Raw genomic sequence first — 19,914 nt, forward strand, 5'->3', positions numbered from 1 at the left:
GCCTTGATCACGGCCGCCGTCGAGATGGCTAACCGGGGTCAGCCGCCGGGCGGGAGGCTGGGCGGGGTCGTCACGGCTTTGGACGGCGTCGTGGTCGCCGTGGACGTGACGGCGGGAACGCTGGTGACCGTGACGGTGCTCGTGCTCGTGCTGATCGATGGCGGCGGCACGGTGATCGTGGTGACGGTCGTTGGCATCGTGGTGGATGAGGTCGTCGTCGCGGCGCCCGCGGCAATCACCCCGCAGGCCAGGCGCTTGCTCGACTCACCGGCCGGGCTGGTGCCCAGGTAGTCCGCGTTCTCGTGGATGACCAGTGCGGTGCCCGAGCTGTCTCGCAGGTCCGCTGCGGTGAACAAGTTGCTGGTGGTGATGAGTTTCGCCGAGCCGTCATTGCGCACCTGCAATGCGGTGAGCTCGCCGCTGGCGGGGTAACCGGTGTGACCGGGCGCCTGGTAGACGCCTCCGGCGGAGTCGAAATCGTCGGTATCGCACTTGCCCACCGAGTGGATCTGCAGGCCGTGGAAACCCGGCCGCAGGACCGGGTTCGGACCGGCCTCCACGGTCACCGTCGCGTAGCCGTTGGTGAAATCGATTGTGGCGCTGGCGATCACAATCCCGTCGGAACTTTTCAACTGCGTGGTCATCCGGTCCGCGCCAGCTGTCGCACTGTTGTTCGGTGACGTGTTCGGCTGGCTCTCCTGCTGGCTCGTGCAGGCGGCCAGCGGTGCGATGGCCGCGGTGAGCGTCGCGCCCGCGAAGGCGGCTCCCCATTTCACGCCCTTCTTCATGGCCTCAACGTACCCGAATTGGCATTTGTCAATCGCTCCGGAGTTCGCGGGGTCAGGCCGCTGACCTGAGGGTGAGCCGATGGCGTGGCTAAGCCGGCCGGCGCATGTGAAACCGCAGACGATTTAATCAAGAATCCCCTAGTAGATCCTGATGCCCTCGGTCGCGGGAGCGCAGCGGTGTACAGGGGGCCGTGGTGCTCGAAGCGCTGCAGTGGCGCGGCAGGCCGGCCACTAGAGACGACTAGAGCCTTCCGCCGCCGCCCATGTGCGGACCACCGAATCCACCGGGTCCACCGACGCCACCGATCTGGCCCGGTGAACCGATGCCGCCAGGGGTTCCGGGAGCGCCGGATTGAGGTCCATACGGCCCATAGGGTTCACCGGGCGCCGGAGGTCCGCCCGGTCCACCGGGCCCACCCCAGCCGCCGGGTCCGTACAGGCCGCCCGGGGTACCGGGTGGGGGCGGGCCAATGGGTGTCGGAGGTGCGGCCGGACCGGGCACGCATTGCTGTAGCTGGTCGTTCCAGACCTGGTCAGGCGGACAGAGTGGGTCGGCCCGGCTGATCGCCGGTGCGCCGACTCCGACCACTCCGACCAGGGGCGTTACCCCTAACGCAACGGTGAACGCAGCGACGGCACCGCAGCGCGGCAGGAAATTCCTCATTTCGGCCTCTTTCGGTTCGTGGTCTGTCGTTGCGGTGGTGATCCCCGCGCTGACCAGGTGCTGCTAATGATCCGGGCCGCAGGAACGCAGCCCAAGGGTCAAAACAGACCACTACAACCGAAGAATGGTGCAAAAGCGTGCGGCAGTCGCCGCGCTGAACTAGGCCGAACGAGGGATACCGCGAGTGCGCGCAAGGCTGCCCTTGAGCAGTAGGTCGCGCTCGGATTCCGATAGGCCGCCCCAAACGCCGTAGGGCTCGGCGACGTCCAGCGCGTGGGACCGGCACTCCTGCATCACCGGGCAGCGGCGGCACATCTCCTTGGCGCGCTGTTCGCGTTGCATGCGGGCACGGCCACGCTCGCCGTCGGGATGGAAGAACATCGATGAGTCGAGCCCGCGACACAGGCCCTGCAATTGCCAGTTCCAGACGTCGGCGTTGGGCCCAGGTAGCTGCTCTGGCTGTGGCATTGCTGATTCCCTCTCTACACGGCACACCTAAGTGAAGGTCAGGTTCGCGAACGCGCGAGTTGTGCAACTGAAATGGAGTGGTGTCACCGATGACTACCCGTTAACGGTAGACGCTAGGGGTGCCGCCGAATTTCCGTCAATAGGCGCTTCTTCCGGCAAAATACGGGGCCGTTGTTTGAGAATTAACTTTGCGTTCATCTGTCGCCCATTCGCCGAAGGCTAGTTGTGCTAACCGCGCGTCTTCGTAAGCGGGTTTTCCCAGGTCAAACCAGTACTGTGAACCAGCTGTAATTAGCCGACAGAAGGCTGTGAGTAATATTCCGGTAACCCAGAAAGCACAAACTTTTTACCACTGCGGGGGCAGCTATCACCGTGATTGAAACTCGTCACACTTCGGTACCGCAGCCCAGTACGGAACCGTGCCGAGCCACGTGACTGGGGCCTCGGCTGTCGTGAGCCGGAGTCGGGAAACTAGCCCCTAGCTACGCCGCCGGGGCGATCCCCAGCTGGTTCCCCAACTGCGTTGCCAGACCCAGCAACTGGGCAGCCAATGCCGGATTGCTGGCCTGTATCTGGTTAAACGTCGCGATGATCTGGGCGGTCAGTGCCGGGTTGTTCTGCACCTGCGCCAACAGACTGGTCACCAACTGCGGATTGCTGGCCAAGAAGCCATACACGCTGGACAGCAAAGCCGGGTTGCTCGTCAGCAACGGCACGAAGTTGGACAACAGCGCTGGATTGCCCGCCACCAGAGCAATCTGCTGGGTCAACGCCGTGGTCTCAAGCGCGGTTAGGGCGCCGGTTGCGGCGGTGGTCACCTGGCCGACCGTCGCGGTCGCGGCGTCGGCCACTCCATTCACCGCTGCTGCGACCTGAGCGGCCACAGGTGCGATGGCCGCGGTTGCGGCGGCCACTATCGGTGTGTCCGCGATGGCCTTGGCCACCGGCGCAAGGGCCGCGACAGCCGGCGCAGCGGCGTCGGTGATGCCGGCAATAGCCGCCCGGACCGCAGGGGTAAAGACCGCGGCCGTGCGGGCAGCCGTCAGTTCGACATTTCCGATGGCAGCGACCAGAGGCGTCCCGAGGAGACCCGCGATCAGCCCGTACTCGAACACTGTGGCCGCTGGGTTTGCCGCAGCCGCGGCCGGCGCCAACGCGGCCGGACTGGCCCCCACGGCGGCGGCAACCCGGCCGGGAAGGGCTTTGAGCGCCTGCCCTAACGGCGCCAGCTGCTCGGCCACCGCCGAAGCTCCGCTGTGATAGCCGATCATCGCGGTCACATCTTGCACCCACATCGCCTCGTATTCAGCGTCTTTGAAGGCGATCGCCGGGGCGTTGAATCCGAACAGATTCGAGACCACCAGCGACATCATCTGGTTGCGATTGGTCGCAATCGCGACTGGATGCACCACGGCAGCTCGCGCCTGTTCGAAGACGGTTGCCACCGTCGTGGCGCCAACGGCCGCGCCTCCTGCGTGGGTCGCGGCCGCGTCAAGCCAGTGCGCGTACGGTCCGGCGACGGCCGCCATGGCGGCTGACGCCGGACCCTGCCACGCCGCACCCACCAGGTCGGAAATCATCGATGAAAAGGAACTCGCCGCGATACCCAGCTCGTCGGCCAACCCGCTCCAAGCGGCCGCGGCGGTCAACATCGGCGCCGAGCCCGCACCGCTGTACATCTGCGCCGAGCTAACCTCCGGCGCTGCCATCAAGAAACTCATCACAACCGCCTTCCTGCCGGCCTTCCCGGCCTGACCGCCATCGTGCTGACGGCGTCGAGGATTTACCTACCGAACCCCCGTTCACGCCGATTCACCGCACCCACCTCTAGCCGCTCTCGCGGTGCCACCACTACCAACACCACGCACCACGCCCTTTCATCGAAGCGCTCGGCGATCGACCGGTCACTCAGGAACTGTGACGAGGGAGAATTTTATGCCGATTCGCAGCCGAATGTCTGGTCTTTTTCACTTCATTGAAAACACATACATTCCGATCCGCCGACCGTCTGCCGCCACGGCAATCCCGACGACGGTGTGCGCCCGCTGGCCCATCTTCCCAGCACGATCGTGCTGACGCCGGCGTTGCACCAGGCCGTTTGCGTGGGTGGTGCGATCGCGTGGGTCAGCCGCCGGCGTGCCATAATCGCGACTAAGTGGGACCACTTTCGCAAAAATTGACCAAACATCAGCAACTCGGGTAATTCCGTGGTACAAGGGCTCTGCTGTTACTAAGTTTCGTTAATTAAACAAGTGGAATCGGGCAGAAACGCGGCTATCTCTGTGAGTGAAACTCCAAATACCGGCACTCTTGTCGATGTCGCTTTTGGCAGCAGGCCGGGTTCCTGGCCGCTGCCCGCGGCCACGTCGTCGCAGCAGCTGTGGCTGCGTGCCGTCGCCGCCGGCGGGCAGGGGCGGTACGGCAGCGCGTACAGCGATTTGGAGCTGCTGCGGCGCCGCGTCGAACCGGGTCCGCTGGCCTCGCTTGCCTACAGCACCCACGCATCGTTTCTGCGCCAGCTGGGCTGGCACCGGCTGGCCCGCGGCTGGGATGGTCGTGCCCTGGCCCTGGCCGGACAAGATCCCGAGCCAACCGCCGATGCCCTGATCGGATTGGCGGCCGACGCCCTGGGCGTCGGCCGCCTTGCTGCGGCCGCGACCCTGTTGGCTCGCGCGGACGGGCTACCCGTTTCGGAGCGGCTGGCCGTGCGGCGGCGCTGGGTGGCCGCGGAGCTGGCGATGGCCGGCGGCGACGGGACAGCCGCGGTCGGCCATGCCGAGGCGGCGGCCGAGCTTGCGGCGGCCATGACCACCGCGTCGGTGCGCCACCAGGTCAAAAGTGAAGTCGTACTCGCGGCGGCGCTGTGCAGCGCCGGCGCCGTCGAACGGTCCCGTGCGGTGGCCAACGAAGCGCTGCCGGCCACCGGCCGTCATGGGCTGATACCGCTGCGCTGGGCGCTGGCTTGCTTGCTGATCGATACCGGAAGCGTCACGGTTGCGCCACAACAGGTGCGCAAACTCACCGAAATTCGGGATATTTGCGCAGGCCAGGTGCGGCGCGCCGGTGGAACCTGGCGTACCGCTTGAAACGCCGTACGGCCGTTATTGTCTAGCTGTGTCTTAGCCCGGGATGTGTCCGGACCGTAACGTTGGAGAGACCGCCGTCAATGACAATTGAAGGGGAACGTCTCGACGCTGTGGTTGCGGAAGCCGTGGCTGGAGACCGGAATGCGCTTCGGGAGGTGCTGGAGACCATCCGCCCGATCGTCGTGCGGTATTGCCGCGCACGAGTCGGCACCGTCGAGCGGAGTGGCCTGTCAGCAGATGACGTGGCTCAGGAGGTGTGCTTGGCCACCATAACGGCACTGCCGCGCTACCGGGACCGAGGACGCCCCTTCCTAGCTTTCTTGTATGGCATCGCGGCGCATAAGGTTGCCGACGCGCACCGGGCCGCCGGCCGTGATCTGGCCTATCCCGCCGAAGAGGTTCCCGAACGCCGATCGGCCGACGCGGGGCCGGAACAGATTGCCATCGAGGCCGATTCGGTCACCCGGATGAACGAATTGCTCGAAATCCTGCCGGCCAAGCAACGCGAAATCCTGATCCTGCGGGTAGTCGTTGGGCTGTCCGCGGAGGAGACCGCCGCCGCGGTCGGCAGCACCACCGGGGCCGTTCGGGTGGCCCAGCATCGCGCGCTACAGCGACTGAAAGACGAAATCGTTGCGGCAGGTGACTATGCGTGAATTTGGTTATGCCCTAGGCGATCAGCCCGGCCTGGACGAGGTTGCCCGCACTGATCTGCTGCTCGACGCACTCGCCGAACGCGCCGGCGTCCGTCTCGGTGATCCCGACGACGACGCACTGGCGGCTCTGCTGGGCGATTGGCGGGACGACCTGCGCTGGCCGCCGGCCAGCGCACTGGTCTCCCAGGACGAGGCCACCGAGGCGCTGATCGCGGGGATGACCGAGCGCCGCCGTGCGCGCCGCGGCCTGGCCGCGGTCGGGTCGGTGGCCGCGACGTTGTTGGCGCTCAGCGGGTTCGGAGCGGTCGTGGCCGACGCGCGCCCGGGGGATGCGCTGTATGGCCTGCACAAGATGATGTTCGACGAACCGCGTGTCAACGACGATCAGATTGTGTTGTCCGCCAAGGCCGATCTGGCCAAGGTCGAGCAGATGATCGCCCAGGGCCAGTGGAGCCAGGCGCAGACGCAGCTCGCCGAGGTCAGCAGCACCCTGCAGGCTGTCAACGACGGCAGCCGCCGCCAGGACCTGCTGGCCGAGGTGAATCAGCTCAACACCAAGGTGGAAAAACGCGACCCGAACGCCGAAGCCCCCGCGCCGGCCAGCGAGGTCACGTCGCCGGCGCCCACACCCGCGTCGACGTCGCCAAGGGCCGCCACACCCAGCACCACGAGTCCGGCATCGACCACGAGCCCGAGTGCGGCTATGACTACGAGCCCGACTACGAGCCCGACCACGACTACCACCCGGACCAAGAAGCCGAAGTCGAGCGCGTCGTCAACCGCGCCTAAGGTCACGCCTACTTCGCCTACTCCACCGACTTCAGCCGTCGCGCCGCCGGCGACGACAACGCCGCCCGCTTAGCGGGTTTCTCAGAGGTGGCGGCGGAATCCATCCGCGTCAGACGTCGCCTCGTTGAGCGAGGCATCGGCGTATCCGCGGCAGTAGTCCCACGTGACGTAGGCATCCGGCTCGGGGTCGTAAGCCGGCTCGTGCGGGCGCACCGTGCCGTCGATCAGCAATTGCAGCAGGTTGGCGCGCAACATGTCCCAGTCGTGATAGTGGTCCTGTTGGCACTCGTCGCAGCACACCACCAAACCGCGAATTCCCTTGTGCGCCAATAAAGCTTCGTACACGGCCAAGTCGGCCAGGTCAGCTTCGACGGCCATCCGCTCCTGTTGATCCAGCGGCTGGCCCGGCTCGACGGCCTCCAGCGCCGCCGACGGGTCACAGGGGTCGTCGGCAAAGGGGTCGGGTGGCAAACCCGGGGGGAGGTGGTCGCGCACCCCTCTACAGTACGCAAGCCGACAGCGATAATGCCAGAAATTGAGATCGCCGCACGCTGCGCGTCGGGCACCGCCGGTTGAGCCGATAGGATGGGTACCTCACTGACGCATGCGTATGGAGGGCTTCACCGATGTCCCGTGGCATGTCCGGCCTAGAAGACAGCTCCGACCTGGTCGGTAGCCCATACGTGCGTGTGGGCGGCCTGACCGATGACCCGGTGCCGACCGGAGGCGACGACCCGCACAAGATCGCGATGCTGGGCCTGACGTTCGACGACGTCCTGCTGTTGCCCGCGGCTTCCGACGTGGTGCCCGCCACTGCCGACACGTCCAGTCAGCTGACCAAGAAGATCCGGCTCAAGGTGCCGCTGGTCAGCTCGGCGATGGACACCGTCACCGAGTCCCGGATGGCCATTGCGATGGCCCGCGCCGGCGGCATGGGGGTGCTGCACCGCAACCTGCCCGTTGCCGAACAAGCGGGCCAGGTGGAAATGGTGAAGCGCTCCGAGGCCGGCATGGTCACCGACCCGGTCACCTGCCGCCCGGACAACACCCTGGCCCAGGTCGACGCGCTGTGTGCCCGGTTCCGCATCTCCGGGTTGCCGGTGGTCGACGACGACGGCGCCCTGGTCGGCATCATCACCAACCGGGACATGCGCTTCGAGGTCGACCAGACCAAGCAGGTCGCCGAGGTGATGACCAAGTCGCCGCTGATCACCGCCCAGGAGGGGGTCAGCGCGTCAGCGGCGCTGGGGCTGTTGCGGCGCAACAAGATCGAGAAACTGCCCATCGTCGACGGCCGGGGCAAGTTGACCGGGCTGATCACCGTCAAGGACTTCGTGAAGACCGAGCAGCACCCGCTGGCCACCAAGGACAAGGACGGCCGGCTACTGGTGGGTGCGGCCGTCGGCGTCGGCGGCGACGCCTGGGTTCGCGCCATGATGCTGGTCGATGCCGGGGTCGACGTGCTCGTCGTCGACACCGCCCACGCCCACAACCGGCTGGTGCTCGACATGGTGAGCAAACTCAAACTCGAGGTGGGCGACCGGGTCGAGGTGGTCGGCGGCAACGTCGCCACCAGGTCAGCGGCCGCGGCCCTGGTCGATGCCGGCGCCGACGCGGTGAAGGTCGGTGTTGGTCCGGGCTCCATCTGCACCACCCGGGTGGTGGCCGGGGTGGGTGCGCCCCAGATCACGGCGATCCTGGAAGCTGTAGCGGTGTGCGGGCCCGCCGGAGTGCCGGTGATCGCCGATGGCGGGCTGCAGTACTCCGGCGATATCGCCAAGGCCCTGGCCGCCGGCGCCTCGACGGCGATGCTGGGCTCGCTGCTGGCCGGCACCGCCGAAGCGCCCGGCGAACTGATCTTCGTCAACGGCAAGCAGTACAAGAGCTACCGCGGCATGGGGTCGCTGGGCGCCATGGCGGGCAGGGGCTCTGGCGGGCAAACGAAGTCCTACTCCAAGGACCGCTACTTCGCCGACGACGCGCTTTCCGAGGACAAACTCGTACCCGAAGGGATCGAGGGCCGGGTGCCGTTCCGTGGCCCGCTGGCGACGGTGATCCACCAGCTGACCGGCGGCCTCTGCGCGGCGATGGGCTACACCGGCTCGCCCACCATCGAGGTGCTGCAGCAGGCGCAGTTCGTCCGGATCACGGCCGCGGGTCTCAAGGAGAGTCACCCGCACGATGTCGCGATGACTGTCGAAGCGCCCAACTACTACGCACGCTGACAGGCGGACCTGACATGGTCGAAATCGGCATGGGCCGCACCGCGCGGCGCACCTATGAATTGAGCGAAGTCAACATCGTGCCGTCGCGGCGCACCCGCTCGTCACAAGACGTGTCCACGGCATGGCAACTGGACGCCTACCGGTTCGAGATCCCGGTGCTGGCCCACCCCACGGATGCGCTGGTATCCCCGGAGTTCGCGATCGAGCTGGGCCGGCTGGGCGGACTGGCCGTGCTCAACGGCGAAGGGTTGATCGGCCGGCACGCCGACGTGCAGGCCAGGATCGCCCAGCTCGTCGAGGCGGCCAGCAAAGAGCCCGAACCGTCGGCGGCGATCCGGCTGCTGCAGGAGCTGCACGCCGCGCCGCTGAACCCCGATCTGTTGGGCGCTGCAGTGGCGCGCATCCGTGAGGCCGGCGTCACCACCGCGGTCCGGGTTAGCCCGCAGAATGCCCAGGCGCTGACGCCGGTGCTGCTGCAGGCCGGGATCGACCTGCTGGTTATCCACGGCACCATCGTCTCCGCGGAAAGAGTGGCCAGCGATGGTGAGCCGCTCAACCTCAAGACGTTCATCGCCGAACTGGACGTGCCTGTGGTCGCCGGTGGTGTGCAGGATCACCGCACGGCGCTGCATCTGATGCGCACCGGCGCCGCCGGCGTCATCGTCGGCTACGGCTCCACCCGGGGGGTCACCACCACCGATGAGGTGCTGGGCATCAGCGTGCCGATGGCCACCGCGATCGCCGATGCCGCCGCCGCCCGGCGCGAATACCTGGATGAGACCGGCGGCCGCTACGTGCACGTGCTGGCCGACGGCGACATCCACACCTCTGGGGAGCTGGCCAAGGCCATCGCCTGCGGCGCCGACGCGGTGGTGCTGGGCACGCCGCTGGCCGAGGCCGCCGAGGCGCTCGGCGAAGGGTGGTTCTGGCCGGCCGCGGCCGCGCATCCGTCGTTGCCGCGCGGGGCGCTGCTGCAGATCGCCGTCGGCGAACGACCGTCGCTGGAGCGGGTTCTCAACGGCCCGTCCGACGATCCGTTCGGAACCCTGAATCTGGTCGGTGGCCTGCGCCGGTCGATGGCCAAGGCCGGCTACTGCGATCTCAAGGAGTTCCAGAAGGTCGGCCTGACGGTAGCAACCTGAGCTACCTGTCAATACCCATATACTGCAGCGATGAAGCCGGATTACGACGTCCTGATTATCGGTTCGGGTTTCGGGGGCAGTGTCAGCGCGCTGCGGCTGACCGAAAAGGGCTACCGGGTAGGCGTGCTGGAGGCCGGCCGACGGTACGCCGACGAGGAATTCGCCAAGACCTCCTGGGACCTGCGCAAGTTCCTGTGGGCGCCCAAGCTGGGCTGCTACGGCATCCAGCGGATTCACCCGCTGAAGAACGTGATGATCCTGGCCGGTGCCGGAGTCGGCGGCGGATCCCTGAACTACGCCAACACCCTGTATATACCGCCGGAACCGTTCTTCAACGACCAGCAGTGGCGGCACATCACCGACTGGCGCGCCGAACTGATGCCGCATTACGAGCAGGCGCAACGGATGCTGGGCGTCGTCTACAACCCGACCTTCACCGACGCGGACCGCATCGTCAAAGAGGTCGCCGACGAGATGGGCTGCGGCGACACGTTCGTGCCCACTCCGGTCGGGGTGTTCTTCGGACCCGACGGCACCAAGACGCCGGGCAAGACCGTGCCCGACCCCTTCTTCGGCGGTGCCGGGCCGGCGCGCACCGGCTGCCTGGAATGCGGTTGCTGTATGACGGGCTGTCGCTACGGCGCCAAGAACACACTGCTGAAGAACTACCTAGGTCTCGCGGAATCCGCAGGCGCACAAGTGATTCCGATGACCACCGTGAAGGGATTCGAACAGCGCCCGGATGGTCTGTGGGAGGTGCGCACGGTGCGTACCGGCAGCTGGCTGCGCAGGGACCGGCGCACGTTCACCGCCGAGCACCTGATCCTGGCCGCCGGAACCTGGGGAACCCAGCACCTGCTGTTCAACCAGCGCGATAAGGGACGGCTGCCCCGCCTTTCCAAGCGACTGGGCGTGTTGACGCGGACCAACTCCGAGTCGATCGTCGGCGCCGCGCGGCTGGAGGTCTCCCCGGACCTCGACCTCACCCACGGGGTCGCGATCACCTCGTCGATTCACCCGACGTCGGACACCCACATCGAACCCGTCCGGTACGGCAAGGGCTCCAACGCGATGGGGCTGCTGCAGACCTTGATGACCGACGGCTCAGGACCCGGCGGCACCGACGTGCCGCGGTGGAAGCAGTTGGTGCGGCAAGGGCGTCAGGACCCATCGCACATTCTGCGACTACTCAACCCACGGCAGTGGAGTGAACGCACGATGATCGCCCTGGTGATGCAGCACCTGGACAACTCGATCACCACCTTTACCAAGCGGGGGAAGCTCGGTATCCGCTGGTACTCCAGCAAGCAGGGCCACGGCGAACCCAACCCGACCTGGATCCCGGTGGGCAACGAGGTCACCCGCCGCATCGCCGAGAAGATCGACGGCGTGGCCGGCGGCACCTGGGGCGAGCTGTTCAACATCCCACTGACCGCGCACTTCCTCGGCGGCGCGGTGATCGGCGACAGCCCGGAGCACGGTGTCATCGATCCCTATCACCGGGCCTACGGCTATCCGACGTTGTATGTGGTCGACGGCGCGGCGATTTCGGCCAACCTGGGCGTCAACCCCTCGCTGTCCATCGCCGCCCAGGCCGAGCGGGCCGCGTCGCTATGGCCGAACAAGGGCGAGAACGACCAGCGGCCGCTGCAAGGAGACGCCTACCGGCGGATGGACCCGATCGCGCCGGAGCATCCGGTGGTGCCCGCCGACGCACCGGGTGCGTTGCGGTGGCTGCCGATCGATCCGGTCAGCCCCAGGGCCGACGTCGGCTAACTGGCCAGGGTCAGCGGAGCTCCGCTGACCACCTGGCTGCGCTGTCCGCGCACGTTGACGGGCACGTCGCCCATCAGAGTTACCCGCTGCATGAGCCGGTACTGGTCGTCGTAGTCGTCGACGGCCCGGTGCTGGGTGGCCCGGTTGTCCCACATGGCGACGTCGCCTGGTTCCCAGTTCCAGCGAATGGTGTTCTCGGGCACGGTAATTCGCAGCTGCAACATCTCGAACAGCGCATTTGACTCGTGCCTGTCCAGGCCGACGAAATTGCGCACGAAGTCGCCTGCGAGCAGAGTGCGCTCGCCGGTCTCCGGGTGTACCTGCACCACGGGGTGGACGGTCCGGAAATCGGGGTGCTCGAACACCTTGCGGAAGGCGCGTTGCGCGTCGGTCTGCCCCCCGGACTCGGCCTTCACGTAGTCGTAGCGGTTGCTGTGCAATGCCCACAGGTTCTCGGCGAGGCACTTGAGCGGCTCGGGCAGGTCCGCGTACGCGGTCGCGGTGTTGGCCCACAGCGTCGACCCGCCATAGTCGGGCAGATTGACCGCCCGCAGCACCGAGGCCGCCGGGTAGTTCGCGGCGAACGTGACGTCGGTGTGCCAGCGATTCGCCTTGCCGAAGTCGGAGTTGATGGGCGTGAGGATGGGTGCGTTGGGCGCTGCGGCAGTCACCGATGGGTGGCCGACCGGAGTGCCCAGGAGGGCGGCGAAGGCAAGCTGTTCGGCGTCGTCGAGGTGATGCTGGCCGCGGAAGAAGATCACCTTGTGGGCCAGCAGCGCAGCGCGGATCTCGGCGACTGCGGCCACGTCTAGGTCGCCACCGAGCCGCACCCCGCTTACCTGGGCGCCGATCCGGCTGCCGAGCTTCTTAACCGAGATGACTTGGGACATGTGGGGTCCTTCAGGGAGAAAATTCGGTGTAGTCAGCTGACTACATGGGCTAGTGTAGTCATGTGACTACGCGCGCGTCAACGGCACACCGGACGACACACCGGACGACACCCACCGGGCGGGAAGAAGTGGCGGCGGCGGTCTTGGAGGCCGCCACCGATCTATTCGCCGAGCGGGGCCCGGCCGCGACGTCGATTCGCGACATCGCCGCCCGATCCAGGGTCAACCACGGGCTGGTGTTCCGGCATTTCGGCACCAAGGAACAACTGGTCGGATCGGTACTGGATCACCTGGGCGAAAAGCTCGCGGGCCTGCTGCATGCCGGAGCGGCGGCCGACGTCGTCGATCGGGCGCTGGACCGGCACATGCGGGTCTTGGCCCGGTCGCTGCTGGACGGCTATCCGGCCGGCCAGCTGCAAAAGCAATTCCCCAACGTCGCCTCGTTGATCGAGGAGGTGCGCCCACGCCACGAGTCGGAATCCGAAGCGCGGATGGCGGTCGCCAATGCCCTTGCGCTGCAATTCGGTTGGCGACTGTTTGCGCCGATGCTGCGCACCGCGACCGGTCTGGATGACATGACCGACGAGGAATTGCGACAGGCGATTCTGGCCGAAGTGGCCTGGATCGTCGAGCCGCACTGAACCCAGGGCTTAACCCCGGGCTTCGAGTGCGCGGGGGGCGGGCTTCGGCCGGCTGACGCACCCAGGACTCACTCTCAACGCCCCGGTTGCACACTCGGCCTCGGCGTTACACCGTCTGGCGGGTCAACGCCCGCCGGTGCAACGGCTCGCGGCCGGGCGGCTGCGGCGGCGCCGGCAGTAGCGCCTCGCGTTCGCGCACCGCGATGGTTTTCGGCGCGTCGGTACTCAGCGTCAGCTCCTTGCCGGCATGCCGGATGGTCAACTTGCTGCCCGGCCCGTCGCGCAGGGTGTAGGTGACGTCGGAGTGGTTGACGTCGACGGTGAGCCGGCATCCCTGCCAGCGCAACCGGAACCGTAGGCATGAAATGCCGTCGGGCAGTTGGGGATCCAGCGTCAGAATGCCTTCGTCGTCCCGCAATCCGCCGAAGCCGGCGACCAGCGCCATCCACGCCCCGGCCAGTGAGGCCATGTGCAATCCGTCGCGGGTGTTCTTGTGCAGGTCGCGTAGGTCGATCAGCGCGGCTTCGTAGGCGTAGTCATGGGCCAGCTCCAGGTGACCCACCTCAGCGCACATCACCGCCTGCGTGCAGGCCGACAGCGAGGAGTCGCGCACCATGCGCCGCTCGTAGTAGTCGACGTTGCGAGCCTTCTGCTCAGGGGTGAATGCGTGGCTCTGCCATTGCATCGCCAGCACCAGATCGGCCTGTTTGATCACCTGCGCGGGGTAGAGCTTGACGTAGGGCTCGTGCAGCAACAGCGGATAGGTGGTATTGGTTTCGAAGTCCCACTCGGCGAAGGTGGTGAAGCCTTCACATTGCTGGTGGACACCCAGTTCCTCGTCGTAGGGGATGTGGACGGCATTGGCCGCGTCGCGCCAGGCGGCCATTTCCTCGGTGGTGACGCCCTGTTCGCCCGCCTTGTCGGGGTGCCGGGCGCAGGAAGCGGCGGCGGTGAGCAGGTTGTGCGCCGCCATCAGATTGGTGAAGACGTTGTCGCGCACGATCGCGGTGTACTCGTCGGGGCCGGTGACTCCGTCCAGATGCCAGACGCCGTGGCGGTCGTGGTGGCCCAGTGACATCCACAGCCGAGCGGTCTCGATGAGCACGGTAAGACCGCACTCGGATTCCAGCGAGTGATCGCCGGTGACGGTGCGGTAGCGCTCGAAGGCCATCGCGATGTCGGCGTTGATGTGCCAGGCTGCGGTCCCGGCCGGCCAGTAGGCCGAGCATTCCTGGCCGCGGATGGTTCGCCAGGGAAAGGCCGCCCCGTCCAGGCCGAGTTCGGCGGCCCGCTCCTTGGCCAGATCCAGTGTCGACGCCCGCCAGCGCAGGGCATCGGCGACGGCGTGCGGCAGCGTGTAGGTCAGCACCGGGAGCACGAAACCCTCGGTGTCCCAAAAGGCGTGGCCGTCGTAGCCGGTGCCGGTGAGCCCCTTGCTGGGGATCGCGCGCCGTTCGGCCCGGGCGCTGGCCTGGACCAGGTGGAACAGCCCGAAGCGCACCGCCTGCTGAGATTCCGGGTCGCCCTCGACCTCGACGTCGGCGGAGTCCCAGAACTCGTCGAGGTATTTCCGCTGAGCGTCCATCAGGCCCTGCCATCCGCTGTAGCGGGCGCTGTGCAGCGCGGCGGCGGCCTGATCGCGCAGTGCCGGGCGCGAGCGCAGGCTGGACCACCCGTAGGCCAGGTATTTGACGATGCGCAGCTTTTGTCCGGCGCGCAGCCCGCAGATCACCGTGGTACGGGCCAGGTCGGCGCGCGCGTCGGTGGACACCTCGACCCGGCCCGGTACGTCCACCTCGTGGTCCATCGCGGCGGCCATCATCAGGGCACTGGACCGGGTGCGGTGCATGAGAATTGCTTTGCTGCCGGTACTTTCGTGATCGACGGCTTCCAGTGGGTTTTCCAGAATTGCCGACACCCTCGGGTCGTCGGAGGTCTCCGGCTGGTCTTCGTTGGTGACCAGTTCGGACTGCACGGTTACCCGGACGAAGTCTTCGACGGCTTCCACGACGTACTCGATGGCCGCGACGCCGCGCTGGACCAGCGACACCAGCCGGGTGGACACCACTTTGACCTGCTTGCCGGTGGGGGAGCTCCAGTGCGCCTTGCGGCACAGCGTGCCGGCACGCAGGTCGAGAATGCGCTCATGGTCGATCAATTCGCCGTAGCGGACGTCGAACGGCTCATCGTCGACCATCAGCCGGATGATCTTGCCGTTGGTGACGTCGACGACGGTCTGGCCCGCCTCGGGATAGCCGTATCCAGCTTCGGCGTAGGGCAGCGGCCGGATCTCGTAGAACGAGTTCAAATAGGTGCCCGGCAACCCGTACGGCTCTCCCTCGTCGAGGTTGCCGCGAAATCCGATGTGTCCGTTGGACAACGCGAACAGCGACTCCGACTGGGCCAGCAGGTTCAGATTGAGCCGGGTCTCGCGCACCTGCCACGGCTCTACCGGAAAGGCTTCCTCAGAGATCATGACTGCAGCAGCTCGGCGAGATCGGTAATGACCACGTCGGCGCCGTCACGGCGCAATTCCTCGGCCTGGCCCACTCTGTCGACGCCTACCACGAAGCCGAAATTACCGGCCCGCCCCGCCGCCACGCCAGAAAGGGCATCTTCGAACACCGCCGCGCCGTTGGGCTCGACGCCCAGCAGCTGCGCCCCGCGCAGGTATGAGTCGGGGGCCGGCTTGCCGGCGATGTGCTCCTCGCGCAGCGTCACGCCATCGACGCGCTGCTGGACGAACCGGTCCAGACCGGTGATCTCGAGCACGTCGCGAGTATTGGCACTGGACGACACCACGGCGACACCCAGACCAGCTTCGGTCACCGCTTCCAGATAGCGCCGAGACCCGTCGAACACCTCGACGCCGTCTTTCTTCAGGACCTTCTGGAACATGTCGTTTTTGCGGTTGCCGAGGCCATAAATCGTTTCGGCTTCGCCAGGATCGTCGGGATTGCCTTGGGGAAGTTCGATTTTCCGGCTCTCCAAGAAGGACCGGACACCGTCCTCACGCTTCTTTCCGTCGACGTATTGCCGGTAGTCGGCGGCGGGGTCGAACGGCACGAACGGTTCGCCGGTGCGTTCGGCCCGATCGGACAGGTAGGCGTCGAACATGGCCTTCCAGGCCTTTGTGTGGACGCTGGCGGTATCGGTGAGCACACCGTCCAGGTCGAAGAGACAGGCGCGCACGTTGTCCGGCAGACCCAGCGCAGAGGACACTCAGAAACCTCACTTTCGGGCGGTGGTGGGCCATACCAGTTCACCATGCCCGGGCGTGTGGCGCGACGGGTCCGCCCTAGGCCAACCGCCCCAGCGCCGCGCGATCGAAGTAGACGTCGTTGCGGCACAGCCGATCACCCTGCACCAAAGCCAGGTCCATGCCGTCGATTTCGACCTCTTCGCGGTGGCCTTTGGGACGAAATCTGGCCCGCCAGAGCACGGCGGCGCCCTGTTCGTCGCGCAGCGGGTAGGCCTCGCGCAACGTCCAGTGCATCTGCCAGTGGTCGAAGAGCTTGGTCAGGTACCGCTGCATCGCGTCCGCACCCTCCACGAAGCCGCGGGTGTTCGGGTCGCGGTAGCGGACGTCGTCGGTGTAGCAGTCGACGACGCGCTTTACCTCTTGGCTGTTCCATGCTTCGAGCAGGCGTTCGGCCAGTTCGATGGCGCGTTCTCGGTCCATTGCCGCCTCCAGAGTAATGCTCTAGCTGTCTAGAGTGATACTCTAGCAGTGTGGCCGCGACCCGTACAGCCGCTCGCCAGGGCAGCGACCGCCGTGCGGCGATCATCGATGCGGCGCTTAACCGGTTCCTCGCCCAGGGGCTGAGCGCAACTTCGCTGCGTCAAATCCAGCGCGACGCACACGTCAGCAATGGCAGCCTCTTTCACCATTTCCCAAGCAAGGAGGCGCTGGCGGGTGCGGTCTACGTCGATTGCGTGACGCGTTACCAGCAGGCGTTCCTCGCCGAACTCGGGCGGCATGAGGATGCGCAGCAGGCGGTGCGGGCGATCGTCGGCATGCACCTGCGCTGGTGCGTGGATCACCCGGAGATGGCGCGGTTCCTCATCACGATGACCGAGCCGGCGGTGCTCGGCGCAGCCGCGGCTGAGCTGATGTCGCTGAACGAACGCTTTGCCGTTGCCCTGCACGAGTGGTGGCGCCCTCACGCGCACTACGGGACGCTGCGCTCGCTGAGTCCGGCGCACAGTCAGGCGCTGTGGTTGGGTCCCGCCCAGGAGCTGGTGCGCGCCTGGTTGCTCGGAGTGATCTCGGATCCCCCGGGACGCGGCGATGCGCAGGTCCTCGCCGATGCCGCGTGGCTGTCCCTGCGCGCGGGTCTTACGACTTAGCTCGCGCGACGCCCTGGACGGCGTGCAAGCGTCCGTCGGCCAGTGCGCGAGTGAGGTTGTCGGCCTTTCGGACAAAGCCGGTGACGAAGGTGTGCAGGCCCAGCGGGTTGGGCGGCTGGGACAGCAACGCGTGCATGACCGCGACCGCCTGGTCGGTCAGGTCGTTCCAGTGTTCGACGGCGAACCCGGCGGCCTCCACAGCCGCGCGCAGTTGGCCGGAGGTGACCAGATGGCTGCGCGCGGGTTCATCGGCCCACGGCAGCGGATAGTCCAGTTGGCCGCCTGCTCCTGCGGTGATGTCCCACAGGCCAAGGCGGCCTCCACTGACCAGCACCCGGCGCGCTTCGGAGTACATGCCTGCTTTGTCGGCCACGTTCATCTGGACATGCTGGCTGATGGCGAACTGAAAGGTGGCGTCGGCGAAGGGAAGTTGGGTGACGTCAGCCTGGCGAACCGATATCCGGTGGTCCAGGCCGACGACTTCGTTGAGCCAGCGGTTGGTTTCGCAATACTCCTCGGTCAGGTCCACCGCGCTGACCCGGCAGCCGCGCTGGTCGGCCAGAAAGCGCGCGGTGCCGCCGATCCCGCTGCCGGCGTCGAGCACGTGATCGTCGCTGCCGACGTCCAACAGAGCGAGCAATTGGGCGGTGGCGTAACGGCCCATGGTGTGGAAGTCCTCCAGCGGCGCGAGGTCGGCGGGTGTGAGGAGGGCAGGGTCGCGGCCGGTTTCGATGAGCGCTTGTTCGATGTTGTGCCGGGCCAGGCCGGATGTGTATTGTGCGCGAATCATGTTGATTCCCATGGTGTTAAGCCTGCACCAGCGCCGGGGCCAAGGTCGGGGAGGCCGGTTGTGTGCTGCGCGGCGGCAGTAGCCACGCGACGACGATCGCCGCGGCCAGCGCGATGCCGGCGCAGACCAGCGTGCCGACCTGCAGACCGTCCAGGAACGCACGATTGACGGCGTCGCGCACGAGCGCGGCCTGTCCTACAGGCAGCTGCTCGATCACCTTGTGCGCCATTGCCATTGAGCGTCCCATCGCCGAGCGCAGGTCGGCGGGCAGTCCGGCTAGCGCGGTCGCCGCGGCGATTCGGTCGGAGTAGACCGAGGCGAAGACGCTGCCGACGATGGCGACGCCGAGGGTGCCGCCGAGTTCACGTGTGGTGTCGTTGACGGCCGAGCCCACGCCGGCCTTGTCCGCCGACAGCGATCCCATGATCGCCTCGGTAGCCGGTGCGGTCGTCAGCCCCAGGCCGCCGCCGAGCAACAGCATCTGCAGCGCGATCTCCGTGTAGGAAGTGGACGCCTGCGCCGTGGCCGCCCACGCCAACCCGGCCGCGAACACGGTGAGGCCGGTGGCGACGACGGCAGTGGTGCCGATGCGTTCGACCAGCCGCGGGCCGAGGATGCTGGCCAGCGCGATCGAGCCGGCCACCGGCAACAACCGCACGCCGGTCTCGAATGCGCTGTATTCCTTGATGAATTGGAAGTATTGGGTGATGACGAAGATGAATCCGAACAACGTCAGAAAACCCGCGGTTACCGCCAGGCTGCCGCCGGAGAATCGGCGGTTGCCGAATACCGACACGTCCAGCATCGGATGGCTGGTGCGCCGCTCCCACAGCGCGAAACCGGCGAGAACGATTGCCGCAGCGGCGAATCCGATTGCGGTCCGGATATTCGTCCAGCCCCAGGTTGGTGCCTCGATCACCGTGTAGACCAGCGCGGTGATCCCGACTGCGGACAGGACCAGGCCGCCGATGTCGACGCGTGGCGCCGCCGGGTCGCGAGAGGTCGGGACGAACAGCACACCGCCGACGATGGCCAGCACCGCGACCGGAATGTTGACCAGGAAGATCGAGCCCCAGGAGAAGTGCTCGAGCAGCCAGCCACCGCTGATCGGTCCGACGGCCACCCCGACACCGACCATGGCTGCCCACAAGCCGATGGCCTTGGCGCGGGGTACCGGGTCGGTGAAGATGTTGGTGATCAGCCCCAGGGTGGTGGGGAAGATGACCGCCGCGCCCACACCCATGGCGGCGCGCGCGCCGATCAGTGCGTCGGCCGAATGTACTTGTGCGGCAACCGCGGACGTGATCGCGAACAGGGCGAGGCCGGAGCTGAGCCAGCCCCGTCTGCCGTAGCGATCGGACAGGCTGCCGGCCGACAGCAGCAGCCCGGACATGACCAGGGTGTAGGCGTCGACAATCCACTGCAGCTGGGCAGTGTCGGCGGTTAGTTCACGCGACAGGGTAGGCAGTGCGACGTTGACGATGGTGGCGTCGACGCTGATGACGAACACCGACAGGCAGATGACTGCCAGCGCGGGAATCGGGTGGTTCCGGAAAACGGGTGACAAAGCCGGTGAGGTACGCATAGACAAGACGCTAAAGTCACTAGACAAGAAAATCAAGCACTAGTTTGAAAAAGATGTCTATCGC

General features: G+C 66.7%; 18 protein-coding genes and 1 pseudogene. 8 read left to right on the forward strand and 11 right to left on the reverse strand.

The genetic code is table 11. The annotated features are described in order from the left end of the window. Positions 1-38 precede the first annotated feature (38 nt). The 4 genes from AWC27_RS22025 to AWC27_RS33305 all read right to left on the reverse strand — a co-directional run bounded on the left by AWC27_RS22025 (position 39) and on the right by AWC27_RS33305 (position 3,641). Positions 39-788 carry a superoxide dismutase family protein gene (locus AWC27_RS22025; protein ID WP_085672435.1) on the reverse strand — a complete coding sequence of 250 codons (750 nt, stop codon included), beginning with the start codon at positions 786-788 and terminating at the stop codon, positions 39-41. A gap of 241 nt (positions 789-1,029) precedes the next feature. Next, positions 1,030-1,452, reverse strand: coding sequence for a hypothetical protein (locus AWC27_RS30410; RefSeq protein ID WP_139837145.1), 423 nt, complete (start codon positions 1,450-1,452; stop codon positions 1,030-1,032). 159 nt (positions 1,453-1,611) lie between these two features. Further along, positions 1,612-1,920: a WhiB family transcriptional regulator gene (locus tag AWC27_RS22030; protein ID WP_083112967.1), complete on the reverse strand. Its 309-nt coding sequence runs from the start codon at positions 1,918-1,920 to the stop codon at positions 1,612-1,614. 482 nt (positions 1,921-2,402) lie between these two features. After that, positions 2,403-3,641: a PPE family protein gene (locus AWC27_RS33305; protein ID WP_085672436.1), complete on the reverse strand. Its 1,239-nt coding sequence runs from the start codon at positions 3,639-3,641 to the stop codon at positions 2,403-2,405. A gap of 561 nt (positions 3,642-4,202) precedes the next feature. On the opposite strand from AWC27_RS33305, the gene AWC27_RS22040 reads away from it, so the two are divergent. The 3 genes from AWC27_RS22040 to AWC27_RS22050 all read left to right on the forward strand — a co-directional run bounded on the left by AWC27_RS22040 (position 4,203) and on the right by AWC27_RS22050 (position 6,524). Next, the gene (locus AWC27_RS22040) at positions 4,203-5,006 is read left to right on the forward strand and encodes a hypothetical protein (protein WP_085672437.1); all 804 of its coding nucleotides are present in this window, start codon (positions 4,203-4,205) and stop codon (positions 5,004-5,006) included. Positions 5,007-5,086: 80 nt separating this feature from the next. Beyond that, positions 5,087-5,662 (forward strand): ECF RNA polymerase sigma factor SigD, encoded by a 576-nt coding sequence (gene sigD / locus AWC27_RS22045; protein WP_085672438.1) that lies wholly within the window; start codon positions 5,087-5,089, stop codon positions 5,660-5,662. Next, entirely contained in the window at positions 5,655-6,524 is an 870-nt protein-coding gene (locus AWC27_RS22050; protein WP_085672439.1) for an anti-sigma-D factor RsdA, read from the forward strand. The genes sigD and AWC27_RS22050 overlap by 8 nt, the downstream gene beginning before the upstream one ends. An 8-nt stretch (positions 6,525-6,532) precedes the next feature. Here the strand turns inward: AWC27_RS22050 and AWC27_RS22055 are convergent, their stop codons facing one another. Beyond that, positions 6,533-6,946 carry a DUF5319 domain-containing protein gene (locus AWC27_RS22055; protein ID WP_065142871.1) on the reverse strand — a complete coding sequence of 138 codons (414 nt, stop codon included), beginning with the start codon at positions 6,944-6,946 and terminating at the stop codon, positions 6,533-6,535. A 131-nt stretch (positions 6,947-7,077) separates the two neighbouring features. Between AWC27_RS22055 and guaB the strand changes: the two genes are divergently transcribed. Genes guaB through AWC27_RS22070 form a run of 3 tightly spaced genes read left to right on the forward strand, consistent with a single transcriptional unit; the run spans position 7,078 to position 11,594 of the window. After that, a complete protein-coding gene (gene guaB, locus AWC27_RS22060; protein WP_085672440.1) occupies positions 7,078-8,676 on the forward strand; it encodes an IMP dehydrogenase in 1,599 nt (532 codons plus the stop codon). 14 nt (positions 8,677-8,690) lie between these two features. Next, positions 8,691-9,818, forward strand: coding sequence for a GuaB3 family IMP dehydrogenase-related protein (locus AWC27_RS22065; RefSeq protein ID WP_085672441.1), 1,128 nt, complete (start codon positions 8,691-8,693; stop codon positions 9,816-9,818). Between the two features lie 30 nt (positions 9,819-9,848). Next, positions 9,849-11,594, forward strand: coding sequence for a GMC oxidoreductase (locus tag AWC27_RS22070; RefSeq protein ID WP_085672442.1), 1,746 nt, complete (start codon positions 9,849-9,851; stop codon positions 11,592-11,594). Here AWC27_RS22070 and AWC27_RS22075 read toward each other — a convergent pair. Further along, on the reverse strand, positions 11,591-12,484 hold the full coding sequence (locus AWC27_RS22075; RefSeq protein ID WP_085672443.1) for a TauD/TfdA dioxygenase family protein: 894 nt from the start codon (positions 12,482-12,484) through the stop codon (positions 11,591-11,593). The two genes, AWC27_RS22070 and AWC27_RS22075, sit on opposite strands and share 4 nt — an antisense overlap. A gap of 62 nt (positions 12,485-12,546) precedes the next feature. Between AWC27_RS22075 and AWC27_RS22080 the strand changes: the two genes are divergently transcribed. Beyond that, a complete protein-coding gene (locus AWC27_RS22080; protein ID WP_085672444.1) occupies positions 12,547-13,125 on the forward strand; it encodes a TetR/AcrR family transcriptional regulator in 579 nt (192 codons plus the stop codon). A gap of 106 nt (positions 13,126-13,231) precedes the next feature. Here AWC27_RS22080 and AWC27_RS22085 read toward each other — a convergent pair whose 3' ends face one another. From AWC27_RS22085 to AWC27_RS22095, 3 genes and pseudogenes are all read right to left on the reverse strand, one after another. Then, positions 13,232-15,601, reverse strand: coding sequence for a glycoside hydrolase family 65 protein (locus AWC27_RS22085; protein ID WP_085672445.1), 2,370 nt, complete (start codon positions 15,599-15,601; stop codon positions 13,232-13,234). Continuing rightward, positions 15,598-16,394: pseudogene (locus tag AWC27_RS22090) on the reverse strand (beta-phosphoglucomutase family hydrolase). Before AWC27_RS22090 ends, AWC27_RS22085 begins: the two are co-directional and overlap by 4 nt. Positions 16,395-16,423: 29 nt before the next feature. Continuing rightward, a complete protein-coding gene (locus AWC27_RS22095) occupies positions 16,424-16,807 on the reverse strand; it encodes a nuclear transport factor 2 family protein (protein WP_085672446.1) in 384 nt (127 codons plus the stop codon). 50 nt (positions 16,808-16,857) lie between these two features. On the opposite strand from AWC27_RS22095, the gene AWC27_RS22100 reads away from it, so the two are divergent. Continuing rightward, positions 16,858-17,475 carry a TetR/AcrR family transcriptional regulator gene (locus AWC27_RS22100; protein WP_085672447.1) on the forward strand — a complete coding sequence of 206 codons (618 nt, stop codon included), beginning with the start codon at positions 16,858-16,860 and terminating at the stop codon, positions 17,473-17,475. On the opposite strand, the gene AWC27_RS22105 is transcribed toward AWC27_RS22100, so the two are convergent. Together AWC27_RS22105 and AWC27_RS22110 are read right to left on the reverse strand one after the other, a co-directional pair. Beyond that, the gene (locus tag AWC27_RS22105; protein ID WP_085672448.1) at positions 17,465-18,277 is read right to left on the reverse strand and encodes a class I SAM-dependent methyltransferase; all 813 of its coding nucleotides are present in this window, start codon (positions 18,275-18,277) and stop codon (positions 17,465-17,467) included. The two genes, AWC27_RS22100 and AWC27_RS22105, sit on opposite strands and share 11 nt — an antisense overlap. 4 nt (positions 18,278-18,281) lie before the next feature. After that, positions 18,282-19,850: a DHA2 family efflux MFS transporter permease subunit gene (locus AWC27_RS22110; protein WP_085672449.1), complete on the reverse strand. Its 1,569-nt coding sequence runs from the start codon at positions 19,848-19,850 to the stop codon at positions 18,282-18,284. Positions 19,851-19,914 lie beyond the last annotated feature (64 nt).

Source organism: Mycobacterium szulgai (assembly GCF_002116635.1).
Classification (GTDB): Bacteria; Actinomycetota; Actinomycetes; order Mycobacteriales; family Mycobacteriaceae; genus Mycobacterium; species Mycobacterium szulgai.

What these genes read in the sequence shown, in the direction of transcription:
- AWC27_RS22025 (WP_085672435.1), bottom strand. Translation starts at nt 788, where the DNA reads ATGAAGAAGGGCGTGAAATGGGGAGCCGCCTTCGCGGGCGCGACGCTC.
- AWC27_RS30410 (WP_139837145.1), bottom strand. Translation starts at nt 1,452, where the DNA reads ATGAGGAATTTCCTGCCGCGCTGCGGTGCCGTCGCTGCGTTCACCGTT.
- AWC27_RS22030 (WP_083112967.1), bottom strand. Translation starts at nt 1,920, where the DNA reads ATGCCACAGCCAGAGCAGCTACCTGGGCCCAACGCCGACGTCTGGAAC.
- AWC27_RS33305 (WP_085672436.1), bottom strand. Translation starts at nt 3,641, where the DNA reads ATGAGTTTCTTGATGGCAGCGCCGGAGGTTAGCTCGGCGCAGATGTAC.
- sigD (WP_085672438.1), top strand. Translation starts at nt 5,087, where the DNA reads ATGACAATTGAAGGGGAACGTCTCGACGCTGTGGTTGCGGAAGCCGTG.
- AWC27_RS22050 (WP_085672439.1), top strand. Translation starts at nt 5,655, where the DNA reads ATGCGTGAATTTGGTTATGCCCTAGGCGATCAGCCCGGCCTGGACGAG.
- guaB (WP_085672440.1), top strand. Translation starts at nt 7,078, where the DNA reads ATGTCCCGTGGCATGTCCGGCCTAGAAGACAGCTCCGACCTGGTCGGT.
- AWC27_RS22065 (WP_085672441.1), top strand. Translation starts at nt 8,691, where the DNA reads ATGGTCGAAATCGGCATGGGCCGCACCGCGCGGCGCACCTATGAATTG.
- AWC27_RS22070 (WP_085672442.1), top strand. Translation starts at nt 9,849, where the DNA reads ATGAAGCCGGATTACGACGTCCTGATTATCGGTTCGGGTTTCGGGGGC.
- AWC27_RS22075 (WP_085672443.1), bottom strand. Translation starts at nt 12,484, where the DNA reads ATGTCCCAAGTCATCTCGGTTAAGAAGCTCGGCAGCCGGATCGGCGCC.
- AWC27_RS22085 (WP_085672445.1), bottom strand. Translation starts at nt 15,601, where the DNA reads ATGATCTCTGAGGAAGCCTTTCCGGTAGAGCCGTGGCAGGTGCGCGAG.
- AWC27_RS22095 (WP_085672446.1), bottom strand. Translation starts at nt 16,807, where the DNA reads ATGGACCGAGAACGCGCCATCGAACTGGCCGAACGCCTGCTCGAAGCA.
- AWC27_RS22105 (WP_085672448.1), bottom strand. Translation starts at nt 18,277, where the DNA reads ATGGGAATCAACATGATTCGCGCACAATACACATCCGGCCTGGCCCGG.
- AWC27_RS22110 (WP_085672449.1), bottom strand. Translation starts at nt 19,850, where the DNA reads ATGCGTACCTCACCGGCTTTGTCACCCGTTTTCCGGAACCACCCGATT.